This window comes from Eikenella glucosivorans, assembly GCF_016025525.2.
Lineage (GTDB): Bacteria > Pseudomonadota > Gammaproteobacteria > Burkholderiales > Neisseriaceae > Eikenella > Eikenella glucosivorans.
This window is the reverse complement of sequence record NZ_JACSGR010000006.1, coordinates 91,853-108,914: the sequence shown is the minus strand read 5'-3', so window position 1 is coordinate 108,914 and position 17,062 is coordinate 91,853. Positions and strand designations below refer to the sequence as shown.

The following is a 17,062-nucleotide window of genomic DNA, read 5'->3' as shown; positions in this document are numbered from 1 at the left end:
TAGCCTGAAAACCTTTAATCATCATGCCGCACATCCGGCAGCAGCAGGCTCAGCGCAATTGCCAGCAGCGCACACAAGCCCACGCCGGCAAAGCTGAAACTGCCCAGCTTCATCTCCATGCCGCCCACGCCCACCGTGAGCACCGAGCTCACAATCACCAGATTCTTCGGCTGCATCAGGTTTACCCGCGCGTCGATCAGCGTTTTCAAGCCCAGCGAAGCAATCGTGCCAAACAGCAGAATCATCACCCCGCCCATCACCGGCAGCGGAATCGAAGCCAGGAAGGCATTGAATTTGCCGAAAAACGCCATGCAGATGGCAAACACCGCCGCCCAAGTCATGATCACCGGATTGCTGTTTTTCGTGAGCATCACCGCGCCCGTTACCTCGCCGTAGGTGGTAACCGGCGGGCCGCCGATCAGCCCGGCCACGCACACGCCCAAGCCGTCGCCCGCCAGCGTTTTGTGCAGGCCCGGGTCGGCCGCGTAATCGTTGCCCGTTACCTTGCCGATGGCCATGATGCCGCCGATGTGCTCGATCGCCGGCGCAATCGCCACCGGCAGCATAAACAGTGCCGCCTGCCAATTCACCTGCGGCGAATGGAAATGCGGCACGGCAAACCAAGGCGCCGCCGCAATCGGCGCGGTATCCACCATGCTCATCGCCAGCGCTGCCAGATAGCCCGCCGCCACCCCGATCAAAATCGGAATCAGCTTCATCATCTTGCTGCCGAACACCGCCACGATCACGGTTACCGCAAAAGTAAAGCCCGAAAGCAGCAGCGAATGGCCGTAATCCAACACCTGCTTGCCGCCCGCCTGGCCCATCGCCATGCTGCTGGCCACCACCGCCACCGAAAGCCCGATCACCATAATCACCGGCCCGATCACTACCGGCGGCAGCAAACGGTTCACCATCGGCAGCCCGAAATACTTAATCAGCGCCGCAAACACAAAATACATAAAGCCCGCCGCAAACAGGCCGAACATCGTGCCGCCCATGCCCCATTCCTGCATGGCATAAATAATCGGCGCAATAAAAGCAAACGACGAGCCCAAAAAAATCGGCACCTTGCACCCGGTGGCCACCTGAAAAAGCAGTGTGCCGATGCCCGCACCCAGTAACGCCATCGCCGGGTTCAGCCCCGTGAGCAGCGGCACCAGCACCATCGCCCCGAAGGCCACAAACAAAATCTGCGCCCCCGCCACCGCCGTTTTCAACGATTGCAACATCATTTCCTCCTCAACAAACGCCAACAAATCTTAGCATTATACCCCAGCCGCAAAACGCCGCCCAATATGCCGCAGCCGGCAAAAGGCTACCTGAAAAAGGTTCGGCCCGTTAATAAAACCTATCCGCCCACCCATATTAAAATAAAAAATCAATCGAAAAATAATTTTCAATTGACTAAAGCAAACAACTAGCCTACAATCCCGCCCAACAAAGCAATCAAAGCGCACCGCAGCGTGCACCATCATTCCCGTTTCATTTCCATTTTAAGGAGCCAAACATGAGCATCAACATCGGCATGACCGAAACCCAACGCCAAACCATCGCCGAAGGCCTCACCAAAGTGCTGGCCGACAGCTACACCCTCTACCTGAAAACCCACAACTACCACTGGAACGTGGAAGGACCCCAGTTCCGCACCCTGCACCTGATGTTTGAAGAGCAATACAACGAACTGGCCGCCGCCATCGACGAAATCGCCGAACGCATCCGCGCCCTCGGCTACTACGCTCCCGGCTCCTACAGCGAATACGCCGCACTCACCAGCATCAAGGAAGCCAAACCCAACACCGACGCCACCACCATGATCCGCGAACTGGTGGACGGCCAGGAAACCGTGGTGCGCACCTGCCGCGTCTTACTGCCTGCAGTAGACGAAGCCAGCGATGAGCCCACCAACGACCTGCTCACCAACCGTATGCAAACCCACGAAAAAGCTGCCTGGATGCTGCGCGCCCTGTTGGAAAAATAAACCGGCTTCACCAGCCACACCACGCCCGTTGCCACAACGGGCGTTTTTTATCGCCCCATTTGCACAGCTAAGTTTTCAGGTAGCCTCTTTCCGCGCATAAAGGCTACCTGAAAACGCCGGCCAACCCAAAACTTCAGGCCGCCTTCCCATCGGAAAGCGGCCTGCATCTTCATTCATCAGCAATCAAACGTGCACCAGCGTGCCCTCATCCTCGCCGCGCACCACACGTTTGAGCGCGCCTTCTTTGGCGATGCCGAACACCACGATGTTCAGCTTGCGCTCGCGGCACAGCGCCAGCGCGGTGGCGTCCATCACTTTCAGGTTTTTCACGATGGCTTCGTCGAACGTGATGTCCTGATAGCGGGTGGCCGAAGCGTCTTTTTTCGGGTCGGCGGTGTACACGCCGTCCACATTGGTGGCCTTGAGCATGATGTCGCAGTTCATTTCCGCGCCGCGCAGGGCTGCTGCGGTGTCGGTGGTGAAGAAGGGGTTGCCGGTGCCGGCGGCGAAAATCACCACTTTACCCTCTTCCAGATACTGGATGGCTTTGGGGCGGGCGTAGGTTTCGGCAATCTGCTGCATGGAAAGCGCAGACTGCACGCGCGCGGGCTGACCAAGGCTTTCAAACGCGTCTTTCAGCGCCAGCGCGTTCATCACCGTGGCCAGCATGCCCATGTAGTCGGCGGTGGCGCGATCCATGTCGCTGGCCTGCGCCGCGACGCCGCGAAACAGGTTGCCGCCGCCCACCACCACGCCGACTTCCACGCCCATTTGGGCGATTTCCACAATCTGTTTCACAATGCCCATGATGGTGGTGCGGTTGATGCCGAAGGCATCGTTACCCATCAGGGCTTCGCCGGAAAGTTTCAACAAAACACGTTTGTAGCGGATAGTCATGGCGTCTCTCTCGTTTCTGGTTGGTGAACTCAAACGCCCGGCATTATACGCGCTTTCCATCATGTCGGCTGGCCGGTTTCAAACAAAATTTAACATGCCCCGCCAAGCCGCCACGCTGCCGCTTGGGGCTACCTGAAAATGTATTCGTTCAACTTACTTGGCTGCTTTCAGGCTGTTGAAACGGGCTTTTGTGTTTTTCAGGTAGCCTTTAACGGTTATTCAAAAATAGTCTTCCTGGATGAAGTCGTAGCCGTCTTCGATGAGGTGCTGCAAATATTCTTCGAAGCTGTCGGCAATCACGGAGAGCTCGTCGGGATCGTGCAGATAGCGGACGATTTGCCCGGCTTTGCCGGAGGGCGACGGGGTGAAATCGATGAAGAGCTGCGAGGTGCCGCCGTTGTTCATGCAGTCGGAAAAGTGCAGCCAGCGGGCATGTTCGGCATCGCGGGTGATGCGCTCGTCCACGGCCACGTCTTCGGCCGGGTAAACACGGGCAATGTAGTCGGACAGATATTGCTGCGATTTGCTTTCCAGCATCTGCCGGGCGGAGAGCAGATAGTAGGGATATTCCATCACATCGGAGCCGAGCAGGAACAGGCTGAAGGTTTGGCCTTGGTATTCGTGCCAGTAGGTGCCGTCGGCGAAGGCGAGCAGCTCGAGCAGGGCGGCGGGTGTGTGCGGATAGGCGGCTTGCAGGGCGGCGGCATCGGCGGGGCTGATGCCTTGTTTCACTTGGGCAAAACGCGCCCATTCGTCTGCGCCGCCGCGCCGGGCGTAGGCTTGTTGCAGGCCGGCGAGGTAGGTTTGGCTAACGGTCATGATGCTTTCCTTTTCATGTTCATACGGTTGAGGCTACCTGAAAAATGTGTTTGGCGGTTTTCAGCTTCGCGGAAACTCAGCCTTGGCTGCGCCAAGACATCGGTCCACTTCGTTGAAGCTGAGGTTTTAGCTTCGCAGAAACTCCGCCTTGCTTCGCAAGACATCGTTTTAACTGCGTTGAAGCTGACGCTTTCAGGTAGCCTTTATCACTTGGCTTCACTCTGCGGGCGCGGCCAAATCGAAATAGCGCAATACAGTATCCGGCAGCCAATCCAAATCGGCACGGCCGGGAAAGCCGGCATGGCCGCCATATGCGGGCTGCAACAGCGTTACCGCTGCCGACACCTCGCCCGCATCCGGCAGGGAATAGGCGGGAATGAAGGGGTCGTTGCGCGCGTTCAAAATCAGCGTGGGCACGGCGATTTGACGCAGCAGCGGTTTGGCGCTGGCACGGCGGTAGTAGTCGGCGGCATCAGCGAAACCGTGCAGCGGCGCGGTGAAGGCGTTGTCGAAATCGGTAAGGTTGGCCGCAGCCTGCACCGCCGCCGCGTCGATCTGCGGAAACCGTTCGGCTACCGCCGCGGCTTTGGGTAACAGCGAGCGCAAAAAATACGGCGCATACAGCATCCTGCTCAAGCCCTGCTCCAGCCGGCGCGAGGCGGCGGTCAAATCCAGCGGCGCGCTCACCACGGCAGCAGCCTGCGGGATGGCCGCAGCGCCCTGCTCGGCCAGGTATTTGGCCAGCGCGTTGCCGCCCAGGGATATGCCCACAGCGTACACACGGGAGTAGCGAGCCGCCATCAGCCCGAGCATGTGCGCGATTTCAACACTGTCGCCGGAGTGGTAAAACACGCGGGCTCGGTTGGCCACACCGCCGCAGCTGCGGAAATGCGCCACCACGCCGTGCCAGCCCTGCCGTTGCGCGGCCAGCATCAGGGCACGGGCGTAGTGGCTTTCGCTGCCGCCTTCCAGCCCGTGAAACAGCATCAGCAGGGGCGCGTCGGCCCGGCTGCCGTCGACAAAATCGTAGGCCACTTCGGCTTCGCCCAAGCTGTCGGGCAGCAGCTCGCGTCGGTAGGCCGGGCTGCCGATGCGCACGAGCTTGGGCCAGATGCTCTGCATATGCCCTCCGCGCAGCCAAGCAGGCGGCCGATAGGCCGGCAGGCGGTTTGCCAGGTTTTCTGTCATGCTTGAATCCATTGAAAATATTTAATCGGCGGCAGGCGGTTTGCTATCGCTTGCCCTATACCATCGCGCAGCACTATACGCCAACTTGTTTATTGAACAGCATATTTTTCATGCCGCCAAGCCTGTTTCCCGCAAAACACGACACCATCGCCGCACAATCGGGTAAAAACAGCGCACAATCGTTGTCAAACCGCATGCCGATGTAGTAGAGTGTTTCCAGCTGCCGTTAAAGGCAGCCCTTTTTCACAGGAGAACCACTATGCAACGCAAACTGACTATTCTGATGCTGGCCTTGCTGCCTATTGCGTCCGCATGGGCGGCCGACAGCGTAAAAATCGCCAACGATTCCTCCGGCCTGCCGCCGGATCTGGTGCAAAACTTGGCGCACACATCCAAATCCATGGGCGTGAAGGAGCCGATGAACGTGAGCACCCGCAGCGAAGGCGGTGCGCGCTACGCCGTGGTATCCGGCACTTCCGGCACCACCTGCCGCATCAAACTTTCCAACGGCAATCCGCCCACCATCCTGGGCTTGTCCTGCCGCTAAACCTGCCGCCGGATACGCGAACAGCCCGAGGAATCGGGCTGTTTTTGCGTCTGCATTCAATATGCCTGCTGCTTAAAGAACAACTGGGATTAATGTTGGAAAATTGAGCTTTTATTAATAATAGATAAAGACGATTTTTATCCCTTTTGTTATTCACTCAGAGACAAATATTTATTTGTAACATTTCTTTAGCCCGCATGCTCATCCCGAAGCAACAGTAGTTTAAGTTCTTCAACCCATCAAATTTGCCTTCTGTCTTATTGGTAGTGCGCAGCTTCATCAATTTCTTGTTTTATTCAAAAGAGAGCAAGATACCGTTGACAAACAAACAGGATGGTAAAAATCTCTGAAACCCTCATACAGAAAGGCTTCCGGTAATTTTTACCATCTTAATTTATTCTTTGATCCTGAATTTCAGGTAGCCTGCAAACAAATTGAGGCTACCTGAAAACAGCGGGGCTTATGCCGCCTCTTTCTGGCGAAACAGCAAATCCGCCGCGATACCGCTGCCCATAAACACCGCCGTGGCCGCACCCATCAGGGCGAAGGAGAGCATCCAGGCGCCAGAAAACTCATACAGCGCGCCCACCACCATCGGTGCAAACGAGGCGATGATGTAGCCGGAGCATTGCACCACGGTGGAGATACGGCGGTTTTCATCCAGCGATTCGGCCAGGGAAAGGATGGCGGTGAACACCACCACATAGGCACCGCCGCAGCCGATGCCGCCCATCACATCCCACAGCAGCCACAAATCAGGGGCGAGGTAGAAGCCGGTGGGCACGAGGAACCAAGTGGTGCCGGAAATAGCAAACAGGGCGGCGGAGCTGAGCTTCAGGCGTTTGGCCAGGATGGGGATGCCCAGCGCGCCGATGAAGCCGAGCATATGGAACACCGACACGGCCACGCCCGCGCGGTTGGGGCTCATGCCGCTGTCGATCAAAAAGCGCGGCAGCCAGGCCACGATGCCGTAGAAGGCAAAGCAATGGCAGGCGAAGGCGACGATGAGAAAGAGGATGGCTTTGTCTTTGGTGTGGTCCGGGTGGTGCGATTTTTCGCCCGTGTGGTTTTTCGGCAGGATCGACAGGTTATCCAGCACGCTGCGGGCGCGGTGGGTGCGGCTGGTCATGGTTTTGATCCAGAACAGCAGGCAGATGAGGGCAAGCAGAAACCAGCTGGCCAGGGCGAGCTGCCAGTTGGTGTGCTGTGCCAGGGGCGGGGTGAGCGAGGAGGTGATCATGCCGCCCAGGCTCATGCCCAGCACCATGATGCCGGTCATGATGCTGGCGGAGCTTTTGAAATCTCGGCCGATGATGAGGATGCCCAGCAGGTTGCCGACGGTGAGCGAGAGGCCGATGATCACCGTGCCCAGCAGCATCAGTGGCACATTGCCCGCCACGCGGATCAGCGAGCCGGCCATCACGCCGAGCAGGGTGAGCACAATCGCTTTTTCCAGCCCCGTCCGCATGATGAGCCGGGAAGCCAGCGGCGTGAACAGGCCGAAGCAGAGCACGGGGATGGTGGTGAGCACGCCCGACACGGTGGCGCCCATGTGCAGGCTTTGCTGGATGTCTTTGATAATCGGCGGCAGCGCGGTAATCGGCGCGCGCAGGTTGATGGACAGGGTAACGAAGGCCAAAAAGAGCGTGGCGACATAGCGTTTTTTGTGGAAGACCATTTTTGTTTTCCTTATTTTTGTTGGTTCTTGTCGGTTTGAGGCTACCTGAAAATTCAGGCTACCTGAAACCATGTCTTGCAAAGCAAGGCTGAGTTTCTGCGAAGCTAAAGCATCAGCTTCAACGCAGTTAAAACAGCGTTTCAGCCAAGCCGGATTTTAAACCGGTATCACTTGGTAGGCCGCGTCTTTCAGCTCGAAAAACGGCAGCAGCGCGCGCGACACGAACATTCGCTTTTCTTTATCAATCAATACGCGCCACACATCGCTGCGGCTGTCGGCTGCGCCTGCCGCTCCCTGGGCGAAGATTTGCGTGGAGCGGATTTCGGCTTCGGTGGAATCGGGCGCGATCACGGTGGCGCCGAGCATGCCGTTGTCGAAGGGGTAGCCCGTTTGCGGGTTGATGAGGTGGTGGTATTGCCGCCCGCCCGCTTCGGCGTAGCGCTCGTACACGCCGGAGGTCACCACCGAAACGGCCGGCAGGCGGCACACGGCGGCGTATTCGCCTTTGGCGGCATAGGGCTGCTGGATGCCCACGCGCCACAGGCCGTCGGCTTGTTTGGGCGACTGCCCGTGCAGCACCACGTTGCCGCCCAAATCGATGGTGGCGCGCTCAATGCCCGCTTCGGCCAGCAGCCGTTTCACGCCGTCGGCGATGTAGCCTTTGGCAATGGCGCCCAAATCCAGCGACATGCCCGGCTGCGTGAGGAAGGCGCGGCAGCTGCCGGCATCGAGCCACACCAAATGCGGATCGCACAGCGCGCGGGCAGCGGCAATCTGGGTGTCGAACGGCACGATGCCCTGCTTCTGATACGCCCGCCACAACCGGGTGAGCGCACCCAGGGCGAAGTTGAAGCCCGAGCCTTCTTCTAGGCTGGCGGCGTGTGCGCGCAGCAACAGTGCAAACACCTCTTCCGATACGGCAACCGGCGCGATGCCCGCGTTGGCGTTGAGGCGCATGATTTCAGAATCAGAGTGGTGCACGGTGAGCTTCTGCTCCATGCTTTTCACATATTCGAATACGCGCGGCAGGATGTTTTGCGTGTCCGGCTCGAACAGGGTGATGGTGTTCACCGTGCCCATGGCGATAAAGGTGGCAACGTTCATGGCAGGCTCCCCAGAGCGGATGGTTGATAAAAACACGCCCTTTATCCGCATGCTCTCGGACAAAGGGCGGAAGAGGCTACCTGAAAAATTTGCAGCGTTTCAGGCCAAGGGCTGGCTGTCAGCCTGGTACGGCACTGAAGCTTGCGCTTTAGCTTTGCAGAAACTCAGCCTTGCTTTGCAAGACATCGGTCCACTTCGTTGAAGCTGACGCTTTCAGGTAGCCTATGCTGCGGATGCCGGCTTATTTGCCGTGCACCGCGTTTTTGCCCGCCACATAGCCGTAATACATGCACATGGAGTGGCTCACGCCCTTCATGCAGATGGGGTATTCCACGGCGTAGCGGTTGCCCTGGATGTTGCCCGCCACATACAGGCCGGGGATGATGTTGCGGTCTTCATCGTAGGTGTGGCAGTCTTCGTCGCTCTCCAGGCCGCCGCAGCAGGCCAGCATCACGGTGAGCCCGAAGGGCACGGCGTAGAAAGGGCCTTCGGCAATCGGGAACAGGCGGGAGGAAGTTTTATTGAAATCCGCATCGCGTTTCTGAGCGGCCAGCTCGTTGTAGCGGGCGATGGATTTCGCTGCTTCGGCCTGGTTGATGTCGAGCTTGGCCAGCAGTTCTTCCAGCGTATCGGCCTTAAACATATTGCCACCGGCCAATTCGGCTTCAAATTCGGCCTCGCTGCGGTAGCTGAGCGAATAGCGCGGGTGGTTTTTGCCTTCGTATTCGCTGCCGGGGTCGTAGGCGCACACCACGCCGTGGCCGGCGGGCATGTATTCCACCTGTTCGCGCCAGCGGTTGTCGAAAATCTGGTAGCAGCGCCGTTCGGGCTGCATTTCCAGCTGGTTTTCCACCTGCTGGCCGGGCACGTCTTCGTTCATGAAGCGTTTGCCGTCGCGGTTGAGGAACAGGAAGGGCGCGATGCCCAATGCGCCGCCCATGCCGAAGGGGCCGCCCATGTGGTGCGTCATCGGTGCGTGGTTCTGCTGGATGGCGGCACCGATGCGCGCGCCCATTTTCAGGCCGTCGCCGGTGTTGGTGAGGTTGCCTTCCACATCGCGGTTCAACCACACGGATTTCACGCCGTTTTCGCCGATTTCCGGCACGTAATAATCCACGATTTCCTTGTTGCTGCCGTATTCGCCGGTGGCCAAAATCACGCCTTTTCTGGCCGTTACCTTGATGTATTTGCCGGTTTTGGCATCGCGGGCGAACACGCCGCTAACGCGCTTGCCGTCTTGAATCAGCTTCTCCACGAAATGCCCCCAATAGGCCGTGACTTTGCCGGTGTCCAGCGCTTTACCCATATTGGCCATGATGATGCCGGTTTGGTCGGGCATGAAGTGCACCGAGGTGGGGATGGTGGGGAAAGGTTCTTTCGTCCAATCGTAGTGCGGCGGCAGCGGGTAGTACAGCGGCTCCAGGAACAAATCTTTCGATTCATCCGGCACATCGGAAGAAGAGGTTTCGCAAATGTGCATATCCGGTTTGGCGGCAATGAACCAGTCGAACACGTCGGCGCAGTTGTGCGCCCATTTGGCCACAATGGGGCGTTTGTTGCGGTAGGCGCATTCGCGCACGAAGCGGTCGGTGATTTGATCCGGGTCGTACACGTCGCGTCCCCAGCGCGCCTGCACCTTGCCTTTGATCACGGCGTATTCGCCGCTGCGGCATTGCGGGCCGGCCGCTTTTTCAATCACCACCACGTCCGCGCCTTCTTCGGCGGCGGAGCGGGTGGCCACCGTGCCGGCCACGCCGCAGCCCACCACGATCACATCGGTTTCGATTTCGGCCACCACGTCATCCGGATGGATTTCCGGATCTTCGCCCACCCAAGGCAGGCTAGCGTTTTTGCTCGGTTTTTTCGGCAGTTCCGCGCCTGTGGCCTTGGCCACCACGCGGTTTACCGCTTCCAGCAGCGATTGGCAGGTTTCGGTGGCGCCGGACACGATATCCACATCGGTGCCGTTGCTGCTCACGATGCGGTCGGCCATTTCGGCAAACACGTCCACGGTTACGCCCGGCGCGCCGCTGGTGCCGGTGAGGAAATCCAGTTTTTTGATGGACACCTTATCCAAGGTGATGTCTACGTTTACCATGCCGTGGAAATCGGCAAAGCTCTCGCGGTACACGCCTTCGGCAAAGTCTTTGCGCGGCGTGTTGCGGTTGATGAAGGCGCGCTCCTGCCGCGCCATGCAGTCGGTGATGATCGGCCAGATACTTTCAGGCACGCGGCGCGGCACACAATCTTCTTTGCGCATGAACGTGGGCAGCTCTTCGCCCGCCAAGCCTCGGCTCAGCCAATGTTCGTTCACAATCATGCTCTTGCCCACGGCAATCAGGTCGAAGCCGTTGGCCAGGCCTTGCTCGGCATCGGCAATCTGCTTCACGTTGCCCACGCCGATAAGCGGGATTTGCGCCAGCTTGGCCGAACGGCGCGCCAGCAGCTTGGCAATCAGCGGTTCTTTGTCGGCAATGTCGATGATGGACGACTGCATCACATAGTTGGTGGAGAAGTGCAGGTAGTCCAAACCTTTTTCCGCCAGTTTTTCCAGCAGGAATACAGTGTCGTCGAAGGTGATACCGGGTTTTTCCAGCTCTTCAGGTGAGAAGCGGTAGCCCACGGCGAAAGGTTTGCCGGCGGCGTATTTTTGAGCGGCGGCCTGCACGACATCCACCACGGCCAGCGGGAAGGCGGCGCGTTTTTCGCGGCTGCCGCCCCATTGGTCGCTGCGGCAGTTGGAATGCGGCGAGAAGAACTGCTGGAGCAAATAGGTGTTGGCGCCGTGGATTTCCACGCCGTCGAAACCGGCCTGCGCGGCGCGGCGGGTGATTTCGCCGAATTTGGCAATCAGGCTGTCGATTTCTGCCGTGCTCAGTTCGCGTGGCTCTATGTAGCCCAAGCGCTCGGCGGCCACCGGGCTGGGCGCCACGGGCTGCTGCCCGCCGATGAGGCCGGGCAACACCATGCGCCCGCCGTGGTATACCTGCAAGATGGCCTTCGAGCCTTTCTCTTGAATCACTTTGGCGATTTTGGCCAAATCGGCAATCTGGCTGTCGCTTTCCAGGCCCACGCCGTTGGGATAGGCCATGCCCAGGCGTTCCACATAGGCGCATTCCACGATGATGGCGGCGGGCTCGCCGGCGCGGGATTGGTAGTAATCCAGCATTTTTTGGGTAACGCGGCCGCTGGCGGTGGCGGCTTCGGTGGTCATCGGCGCCATCACGATGCGGTTTTTCAGCTCGAGGCCGGAGCGCAGTTTCAAGGGGGTTTGCAGTTTGCTCATGGTGCGATTTCCTTTGATTGGAAAGTTTGCAGGGCGGCTCCCGAGCAGCCGGAAAGGCTACCTGAAAACCGCGGTATCTTTTTTCAGGTAGCCTCTAAGCGGATTGGAGGCTACCTGAAAATTTCGTTGCTATTGCGGCGGGGTGCGGTCTACCAGGCCCATCATCTGGTCGAGCAGGATGGTGATGCCCGCGCTCACGGAGAGGCCGTTTTTCGGCCGGTCGGTGTGCATTTGGCCCTGTTGCAGCATCCAGTTGGTGCCGTTCCAGGTGCGGGCGGCGGAGAGCTGGAAAATCACGCTGCGGTTCAAGGGCACGGTGGCATCCAGGCTCACTTGGAATTCGTTGCGTTTGGGCTGCCAGCCGTCGCTGCCGAGGTAGCGCTCGGCCATATAGCGCTGGCCGTCGCGCGAAATGTGCGCGGTGCTGAAGTTCAGGCCGAGGGTGTCGCCGGGGCGGCTGGCCAAGGGGGCTTGCCACAAAATGCCGGCGTTGGCATAGGTTTTCAGGCCGGTATACACGGTTTGGTTGAACATATGGCTCAGGCTGCCGTACACGCTCAGAGTGGTGGGCGAGGGATCGGCCAGGTTGCCGCCGTCTTTACGCCAAACCACTTTGCGTGCGCCCAGGTGGATGCCGGTCATGCCGCGTTCCATTTGCGCGCGCCCGTAGTAGGGATGCGGGAATTTGTGGTCGGTGTGCATCAGGAAGCTTTCCACTTCCAAGGGGTAGGCGCTCTTGCTGCGGTCGGATTTGTAGTTCACGCCGGCGATATACACGTTGCCTTCGTCTTGGTAGAAGCGGTCGTTGTCCCAGCCTTTTTCCCAGCCGTTGGTGAAGGGGAAGGCCTGATAGGTGCGCCACCAGCCGCCGCTGGCTTCCAGCTGCGGGGTGATTTGGTAGGCGGTGCGCACGCCCCAGCCGGCATAAGGCGTGGCGCTGAAGTGGGCCACTTTCTGCAACACAGGGTTCACGCAGGCAAATTCGTAGGCGCAGAGGGATTTGCCGTAGAAATTACCGGGGTTGCTTTTGCCCAGCTCGATGGAGAGTTTGTCGTCGAGCAGGCGCTGCTCGTAGGTGAAGCGTGTGAGGTGCGACACCCTGGGAATGTAGGGCGGCGGGTTGCCGGCCAAGACGCTGCCTACGTTGTTGCCGTAGTCCAAGCCTTTGGTGTAGGGCGCCCACATTTGCGAGAAGTGGATGCGGCCGCCTTTGATCAGCCCGGCTTTCTGCAGGTCGATATCGGCACCGGCGATGATCATGCCGATTTGCTCGTTTTTATGCGTGTCGATGCCGGAGCTGGGATTGGTGAAGTAGGAATAGGCGGCAATCAGGTGCGGGGTGATGCCGTTGTTGTTTAGGGCGCGGCCGACGGCGGAAAGATTGGGATTGGCGGCGGGAGCGGCTGCTTCGGCCGTGTTTCCTGCTGCCGGAGTATTTTCAGGTAGCCTTTCCGTTTCCGCTGCCGCATAGCGGACTGCCTCTCCGCTTTCCAACACGGCGGCAGGCGCCGAGGCGGCGGTTTCGCCCTCCGCCCACACCAGATTGGCCGAGAGCGCCAGGGCGCAGGCCAAAGCCATTTTGCTATATGAGAAATTCATTTTGATGCCTCCGTTTCACGCTGCTTTTTTCAGTTTGAGCCCCAGCAGGATGCCCACGATGGACACGCCCACCATAAAGAGGAACGACGCGCTATAGGTTTTGGTCAGGTTGTAGATCCACGAACAGGCGATGGGCGAAAGAATGCCTGCCACAAAGCTGAAAGTCATGCTGAAGCCGGCCACGCGCCCGATGATGTGCGGCGGATAGGATTTGGTGATGAACGACATCACCACGGGGTTCACAAACGATTGGAACACGCCCAACACAATCAGGCAGGCAATCAGGCCGGCGGTGTCCGTCCAATTCACAATTAGGTAGCTGAACACGGCGGACACGGCAAACGCGGCCGCCAATACCAGATTGTCTTTCTTGCCTTTGAGCAGCATGCCGGAGATAAAGCCGCTGATCGGCGAGCCGATGGCGAAAGCGATGGCGTAGTAGAACATTAGGTCGGCACCGGCAAGCTGGCCCATGTGCAGTTCGTCACCGATGAAGCTGGAGCCGATGGAGTTCACCGACTGCTGCAGCCAAGTGCCGCCGAAGAAGCACAGCCCGCCCACAATCACCAAAGGCTGGAGCATTTTGAATTTTTCCGGCGGCGGGGCATCGGCATCGGGCGCCGCGCCGGCGTGTTGCACGGCAGCTGGTTTTGGCCCGAGCATCACAGCCACGGTGAGGGCGATACCCAGCGCGTTGATGGCGGAAAGCGTGAGGTAAGACTGCGTCCAGTTGCCACCGGAGGCTTCCACCAGGCGGGGCACCAGCAGGAAGCCTGCGGCAATACCCACCGACACCGCCATGCCCTGCAAACCGGCCACGATGCCGTGCTCGTTTTCTTTAAACCACTGGTGCGACAACACGGCCACTGACACCATAATCGGCCCCGTGCCCAAGCCCTGCAACGCGCGGCTAACAAACAGGCCCACCGGCGAATTGCCCGCCATCAGGCCCACCATATTGCCGGCAATCGCCAGCAGCAGGCCGCCAATGTAGATTTTGTTCACACCGAATTTGTCCACCAGCATCCCGCCGAGCATCACCGCCGCCACAATGAACAAGTTGAAGGTACTCATGGCGATGGTGATGATGGTGGGCGGGGCCATGCCCGAAGACTGCGCGATGCTCCCCACCACCGTCACCGGCGCGATCAAAAGAAGCGAAGTGGACGCGGTAACGATAAACATCACCAAGGCCACAAACCACCTGAAATTCGTATGCATAACAGACTCCTTGCCGGATTTTCCGCAGTTGATTAGGTGCATCCGAATATAGAGAGGAGGCTTTGGCGGTGGAAATTCTTTATTGCGTGGTGGTCATGCATTTTGGGTATAATCAGTAGAACAAAGGGAATATGCCGCCGGCAGCCAGGCGGCATATTCCCATAGCGCCATAATGTGCCCGTTTTGAAATCGGCATGGTGCTCGGCAGCATGGCTTCGGTTTCAAACGGCAAAACAAAGGAGACAACGTATGAAAATCCACCTGTTCCGCGAATTCATCACCTTGGCCGAAACCCTCAATTTCACCAAAGCGGCGGAGAAATCCTTCATCACCCAGCCTGTATTGAGCCGGCACATTAAGGAATTGGAAGACTTTTTCGGCACGCCCCTGTTCCTGCGCGACACCCACGGCGTGAAGCTCACCAGCGCGGGCGAAATGCTGCTCACGGAAGCGCGCAAACTCATTTGGCAATATGAGCATACCCTGTCCCTTATCCGCCAATTCACCGGCCAGAGCCGCCGCAGCATCGCCATTGCCTATCTCGGCGAAGCCTTTGCCCAGCTGCTGATTGGCGTGCTGGAGCAATTCAACCTCACCCACCCCGACATCACCGTGCACTACCGCGACGTGGAATTAGACCAACTGCTGGAACTGCTGGACGACGGCGATGCCGACGTCGGCTTTATCGTCCGCCCCAACCTGATGGAACAATGGCAGGGTTTCGACACCCTGCCCTTCCACACCGACCCGCTGTGCGTGGCCGTGCACCGTTCGCACGAGCTGGCGCAGCAAGGCGGCAAACCCTCGCTGCACGACATCGCCCGCTACCCGCTCATCCGCGAAAACCCGCAGGCCTTCACCCATTCCGACCAATTCAGCACCCACTTCCTCTCCGCCTACCGCCTGCAATACACGCTGTACAAAGAATATCCCAACCTACGCACCTGCTTTTTTAATCTGGAGCGCAACAAAAACACCGTACTGCTGCTGCCCAAACACCGCGCCCGCTCGCTCGGTAGCGAAACCGTGCTCCTGGAAGTGGCCGAGCAGGAATACTTCTACAATATGGAACTGATTTGGAGCCGGAAAAACAGCAACCCCGCCACCGCCCTGTTTGTGAAAACCTTCCAACAGCATTGGCAGGATTCCCATGACGGGCTGGAAGAAGCCGCCCCCCTTTCCGCATAAGCCCGTTGCCGGCACCCTCGCCGAATAGAGGCTACCTGAAAACCCCACAGCATTTTTCAGGTAGCCTTTTTATATGCCAGAGCATCCGAAAACCGGTTTTACGGTTATCCAGAAAACGCATAGGCCGCCACACAAAAAGCATTTCAGTTCCGCCGCCGCCTGGGCTTTAATCCTCAGCGGAAGCGGTTGAAAGGCCGCTATGGAATCGGGAGCAGACTCCCGCAGCGAACAAATTTTAAGGATACTGGATATGGAAAATGTGGTGATTGTGAGCGCGGCGCGTACCGCCATCGGCAGTTTTAACGGCAGCTTGGCAGACGTGCCCGCCGTGGATTTGGGCGCCACCGTGATCCGCGAAGTATTGCGGCGCGCCAATGTGGATGCGGGCCAGGTAGACGAAGTGATCATGGGCAACGTGCTGCAGGCCGGCCTCGGCCAAAACCCCGCCCGCCAAGCCGCGCTGAAGGCCGACATCGGCGAAACAACGGAATCGTTCACCATCAGCAAAGTATGCGGCTCCGGCCTGAAAAGCGTGGCGCTGGCCGCACAGGCCATTGTGGCCGGCGATGCGGAAATCGTGGTGGCCGGCGGCATGGAAAACATGAGCCAGGCGCCCTATGTGCTCGACGGCAGAGTGCGGCGCGGCGTGAAAATGGGCAACCTCGCCCTGCGCGACACCATGCTGGAAGACGGGCTCACCTGCGCCATGAATCGCTACCCCATGGGCATCACCGCCGAAAACGTAGCCGAGCGCTACGGCCTGAGCCGCGAAGAGCAAGACGCCTTTGCCCTGCGCTCGCAAACCCTGGCCGCACAGGCCATCCAATCCGGCGCATTTGAAAAAGAAATCGTGCCGGTCACCATCCCCACCCGCAAAGGCGACATCGTTTTTGCCCAAGACGAACACCCCAAAGCCACCTCTGCCGAATCGCTGGCCAAGCTCAAAACCGCCTTCAAGAAAGAGGGCGGCACGGTAACCGCCGGCAACGCTTCCGGCATCAACGACGGCGCGGCCGCCCTGCTGCTGATGAGCGAAGGCAAGGCCAAAGAGCTGGGCTTGACCCCGCTGGCGCGCATCCGCGGTTATGCCAGCGCCGGCGTGGATCCGAAAGTGATGGGCTTGGGGCCGATTCCGGCGGTGAAAAAAGCCCTGAAAAAAGCCGGCCTGGATTTGGCCGAGATCGATTTAATCGAAGCCAACGAAGCCTTTGCCGCCCAAGCACTCGGCGTGAGCAAAGAGCTGGGCCTGGACATGAACAAAGTCAACCTGAACGGCGGCGCCATCGCGCTGGGCCACCCCATCGGCGCCAGCGGCGCACGCATCCTGGTGAGCCTGCTCTACGGCATGCAGGCGCGCAACGCCCAAACCGGCCTGGCCACCCTCTGCATCGGCGGCGGGCAGGGCATCGCCATGATTGTGGAACGGGTTTGATCCGCCATCGGGCAAGCATGCGGCAAACCCCGCCGTCCGGCAAATCGGGCGGCGGGGTTTGCCGTTGCCGTAAGCGCTGAAAGGCCGGCTGCAAAAAACAACCGCCTTTTCGTATCGTTTTT

General features: G+C 59.0%; 14 protein-coding genes. 5 read left to right on the top strand and 9 right to left on the bottom strand.

Annotation, left to right across the window (positions count from 1 at the left end; all coding sequences use genetic code 11):
* Nucleotides 1-14 precede the first annotated feature (14 nt).
* Nucleotides 15-1,229, bottom strand: a complete 1,215-nt coding sequence (locus H9Q10_RS08585; RefSeq protein WP_197903678.1) for a uracil-xanthine permease family protein — start codon at nt 1,227-1,229, stop codon at nt 15-17.
* A 281-nt stretch (nt 1,230-1,510) separates the two neighbouring features.
* On the opposite strand from H9Q10_RS08585, the gene H9Q10_RS08580 reads away from it, so the two are divergent.
* Complete coding sequence (locus H9Q10_RS08580; protein WP_197903551.1) at nt 1,511-1,981, top strand: Dps family protein; 471 nt, start codon at nt 1,511-1,513, stop codon at nt 1,979-1,981.
* Between the two features lie 183 nt (nt 1,982-2,164).
* Here H9Q10_RS08580 and pyrH read toward each other — a convergent pair whose 3' ends face one another.
* The 3 genes from pyrH to H9Q10_RS08565 all read right to left on the bottom strand — a co-directional run bounded on the left by pyrH (nt 2,165) and on the right by H9Q10_RS08565 (nt 4,885).
* Nucleotides 2,165-2,878: a UMP kinase gene (pyrH, locus tag H9Q10_RS08575; RefSeq protein ID WP_067594262.1), complete on the bottom strand. Its 714-nt coding sequence runs from the start codon at nt 2,876-2,878 to the stop codon at nt 2,165-2,167.
* A 219-nt stretch (nt 2,879-3,097) separates the two neighbouring features.
* Nucleotides 3,098-3,697: an SMI1/KNR4 family protein gene (locus tag H9Q10_RS08570; protein ID WP_197903550.1), complete on the bottom strand. Its 600-nt coding sequence runs from the start codon at nt 3,695-3,697 to the stop codon at nt 3,098-3,100.
* Nucleotides 3,698-3,913: 216 nt separating this feature from the next.
* Complete coding sequence (locus H9Q10_RS08565; RefSeq protein ID WP_197903549.1) at nt 3,914-4,885, bottom strand: YheT family hydrolase; 972 nt, start codon at nt 4,883-4,885, stop codon at nt 3,914-3,916.
* A gap of 259 nt (nt 4,886-5,144) precedes the next feature.
* On the opposite strand from H9Q10_RS08565, the gene H9Q10_RS08560 reads away from it, so the two are divergent.
* Nucleotides 5,145-5,432: a hypothetical protein gene (locus H9Q10_RS08560; RefSeq protein WP_197903548.1), complete on the top strand. Its 288-nt coding sequence runs from the start codon at nt 5,145-5,147 to the stop codon at nt 5,430-5,432.
* A gap of 460 nt (nt 5,433-5,892) precedes the next feature.
* On the opposite strand, the gene H9Q10_RS08555 is transcribed toward H9Q10_RS08560, so the two are convergent.
* Together H9Q10_RS08555 and H9Q10_RS08550 are read right to left on the bottom strand one after the other, a co-directional pair.
* On the bottom strand, nt 5,893-7,110 hold the full coding sequence (locus tag H9Q10_RS08555; protein WP_197903547.1) for an MFS transporter: 1,218 nt from the start codon (nt 7,108-7,110) through the stop codon (nt 5,893-5,895).
* A 156-nt stretch (nt 7,111-7,266) separates the two neighbouring features.
* A complete protein-coding gene (locus tag H9Q10_RS08550; RefSeq protein ID WP_197903546.1) occupies nt 7,267-8,214 on the bottom strand; it encodes an FAD:protein FMN transferase in 948 nt (315 codons plus the stop codon).
* Here H9Q10_RS08550 and H9Q10_RS08545 point away from each other — a divergent pair.
* Entirely contained in the window at nt 8,213-8,416 is a 204-nt protein-coding gene (locus H9Q10_RS08545; protein WP_197903545.1) for a hypothetical protein, read from the top strand. The two genes, H9Q10_RS08550 and H9Q10_RS08545, sit on opposite strands and share 2 nt — an antisense overlap.
* A 39-nt stretch (nt 8,417-8,455) precedes the next feature.
* Here the strand turns inward: H9Q10_RS08545 and H9Q10_RS08540 are convergent, their stop codons facing one another.
* The 3 genes from H9Q10_RS08540 to H9Q10_RS08530 all read right to left on the bottom strand — a co-directional run bounded on the left by H9Q10_RS08540 (nt 8,456) and on the right by H9Q10_RS08530 (nt 14,320).
* Nucleotides 8,456-11,500 (bottom strand): FAD-dependent oxidoreductase, encoded by a 3,045-nt coding sequence (locus H9Q10_RS08540; RefSeq protein WP_197903544.1) that lies wholly within the window; start codon nt 11,498-11,500, stop codon nt 8,456-8,458.
* A 129-nt stretch (nt 11,501-11,629) separates the two neighbouring features.
* Nucleotides 11,630-13,099, bottom strand: a complete 1,470-nt coding sequence (locus H9Q10_RS08535; RefSeq protein ID WP_197903543.1) for a carbohydrate porin — start codon at nt 13,097-13,099, stop codon at nt 11,630-11,632.
* 15 nt (nt 13,100-13,114) lie between these two features.
* The gene (locus tag H9Q10_RS08530; protein WP_197903542.1) at nt 13,115-14,320 is read right to left on the bottom strand and encodes an MFS transporter; all 1,206 of its coding nucleotides are present in this window, start codon (nt 14,318-14,320) and stop codon (nt 13,115-13,117) included.
* A 249-nt stretch (nt 14,321-14,569) separates the two neighbouring features.
* Between H9Q10_RS08530 and H9Q10_RS08525 the strand changes: the two genes are divergently transcribed.
* Both H9Q10_RS08525 and H9Q10_RS08520 read left to right on the top strand, forming a co-directional pair.
* Complete coding sequence (locus H9Q10_RS08525) at nt 14,570-15,508, top strand: LysR family transcriptional regulator (protein ID WP_197903541.1); 939 nt, start codon at nt 14,570-14,572, stop codon at nt 15,506-15,508.
* A gap of 250 nt (nt 15,509-15,758) precedes the next feature.
* Nucleotides 15,759-16,940, top strand: coding sequence for an acetyl-CoA C-acetyltransferase (locus H9Q10_RS08520; protein WP_197903677.1), 1,182 nt, complete (start codon nt 15,759-15,761; stop codon nt 16,938-16,940).
* Nucleotides 16,941-17,062 lie beyond the last annotated feature (122 nt).

Bases quoted from the DNA above. Each gene is read 5' to 3' on its own strand.
- H9Q10_RS08580 (WP_197903551.1), top strand. From the start codon at position 1,511: ATGAGCATCAACATCGGCATGACCGAAACCCAACGCCAAACCATCGCC.
- pyrH (WP_067594262.1), bottom strand. From the start codon at position 2,878: ATGACTATCCGCTACAAACGTGTTTTGTTGAAACTTTCCGGCGAAGCC.
- H9Q10_RS08540 (WP_197903544.1), bottom strand. From the start codon at position 11,500: ATGAGCAAACTGCAAACCCCCTTGAAACTGCGCTCCGGCCTCGAGCTG.
- H9Q10_RS08525 (WP_197903541.1), top strand. From the start codon at position 14,570: ATGAAAATCCACCTGTTCCGCGAATTCATCACCTTGGCCGAAACCCTC.
- H9Q10_RS08530 (WP_197903542.1), bottom strand. From the start codon at position 14,320: ATGCATACGAATTTCAGGTGGTTTGTGGCCTTGGTGATGTTTATCGTT.
- H9Q10_RS08565 (WP_197903549.1), bottom strand. From the start codon at position 4,885: ATGACAGAAAACCTGGCAAACCGCCTGCCGGCCTATCGGCCGCCTGCT.
- H9Q10_RS08570 (WP_197903550.1), bottom strand. From the start codon at position 3,697: ATGACCGTTAGCCAAACCTACCTCGCCGGCCTGCAACAAGCCTACGCC.
- H9Q10_RS08545 (WP_197903545.1), top strand. From the start codon at position 8,213: ATGGCAGGCTCCCCAGAGCGGATGGTTGATAAAAACACGCCCTTTATC.
- H9Q10_RS08520 (WP_197903677.1), top strand. From the start codon at position 15,759: ATGGAAAATGTGGTGATTGTGAGCGCGGCGCGTACCGCCATCGGCAGT.
- H9Q10_RS08555 (WP_197903547.1), bottom strand. From the start codon at position 7,110: ATGGTCTTCCACAAAAAACGCTATGTCGCCACGCTCTTTTTGGCCTTC.
- H9Q10_RS08560 (WP_197903548.1), top strand. From the start codon at position 5,145: ATGCAACGCAAACTGACTATTCTGATGCTGGCCTTGCTGCCTATTGCG.
- H9Q10_RS08535 (WP_197903543.1), bottom strand. From the start codon at position 13,099: ATGAATTTCTCATATAGCAAAATGGCTTTGGCCTGCGCCCTGGCGCTC.
- H9Q10_RS08550 (WP_197903546.1), bottom strand. From the start codon at position 8,214: ATGAACGTTGCCACCTTTATCGCCATGGGCACGGTGAACACCATCACC.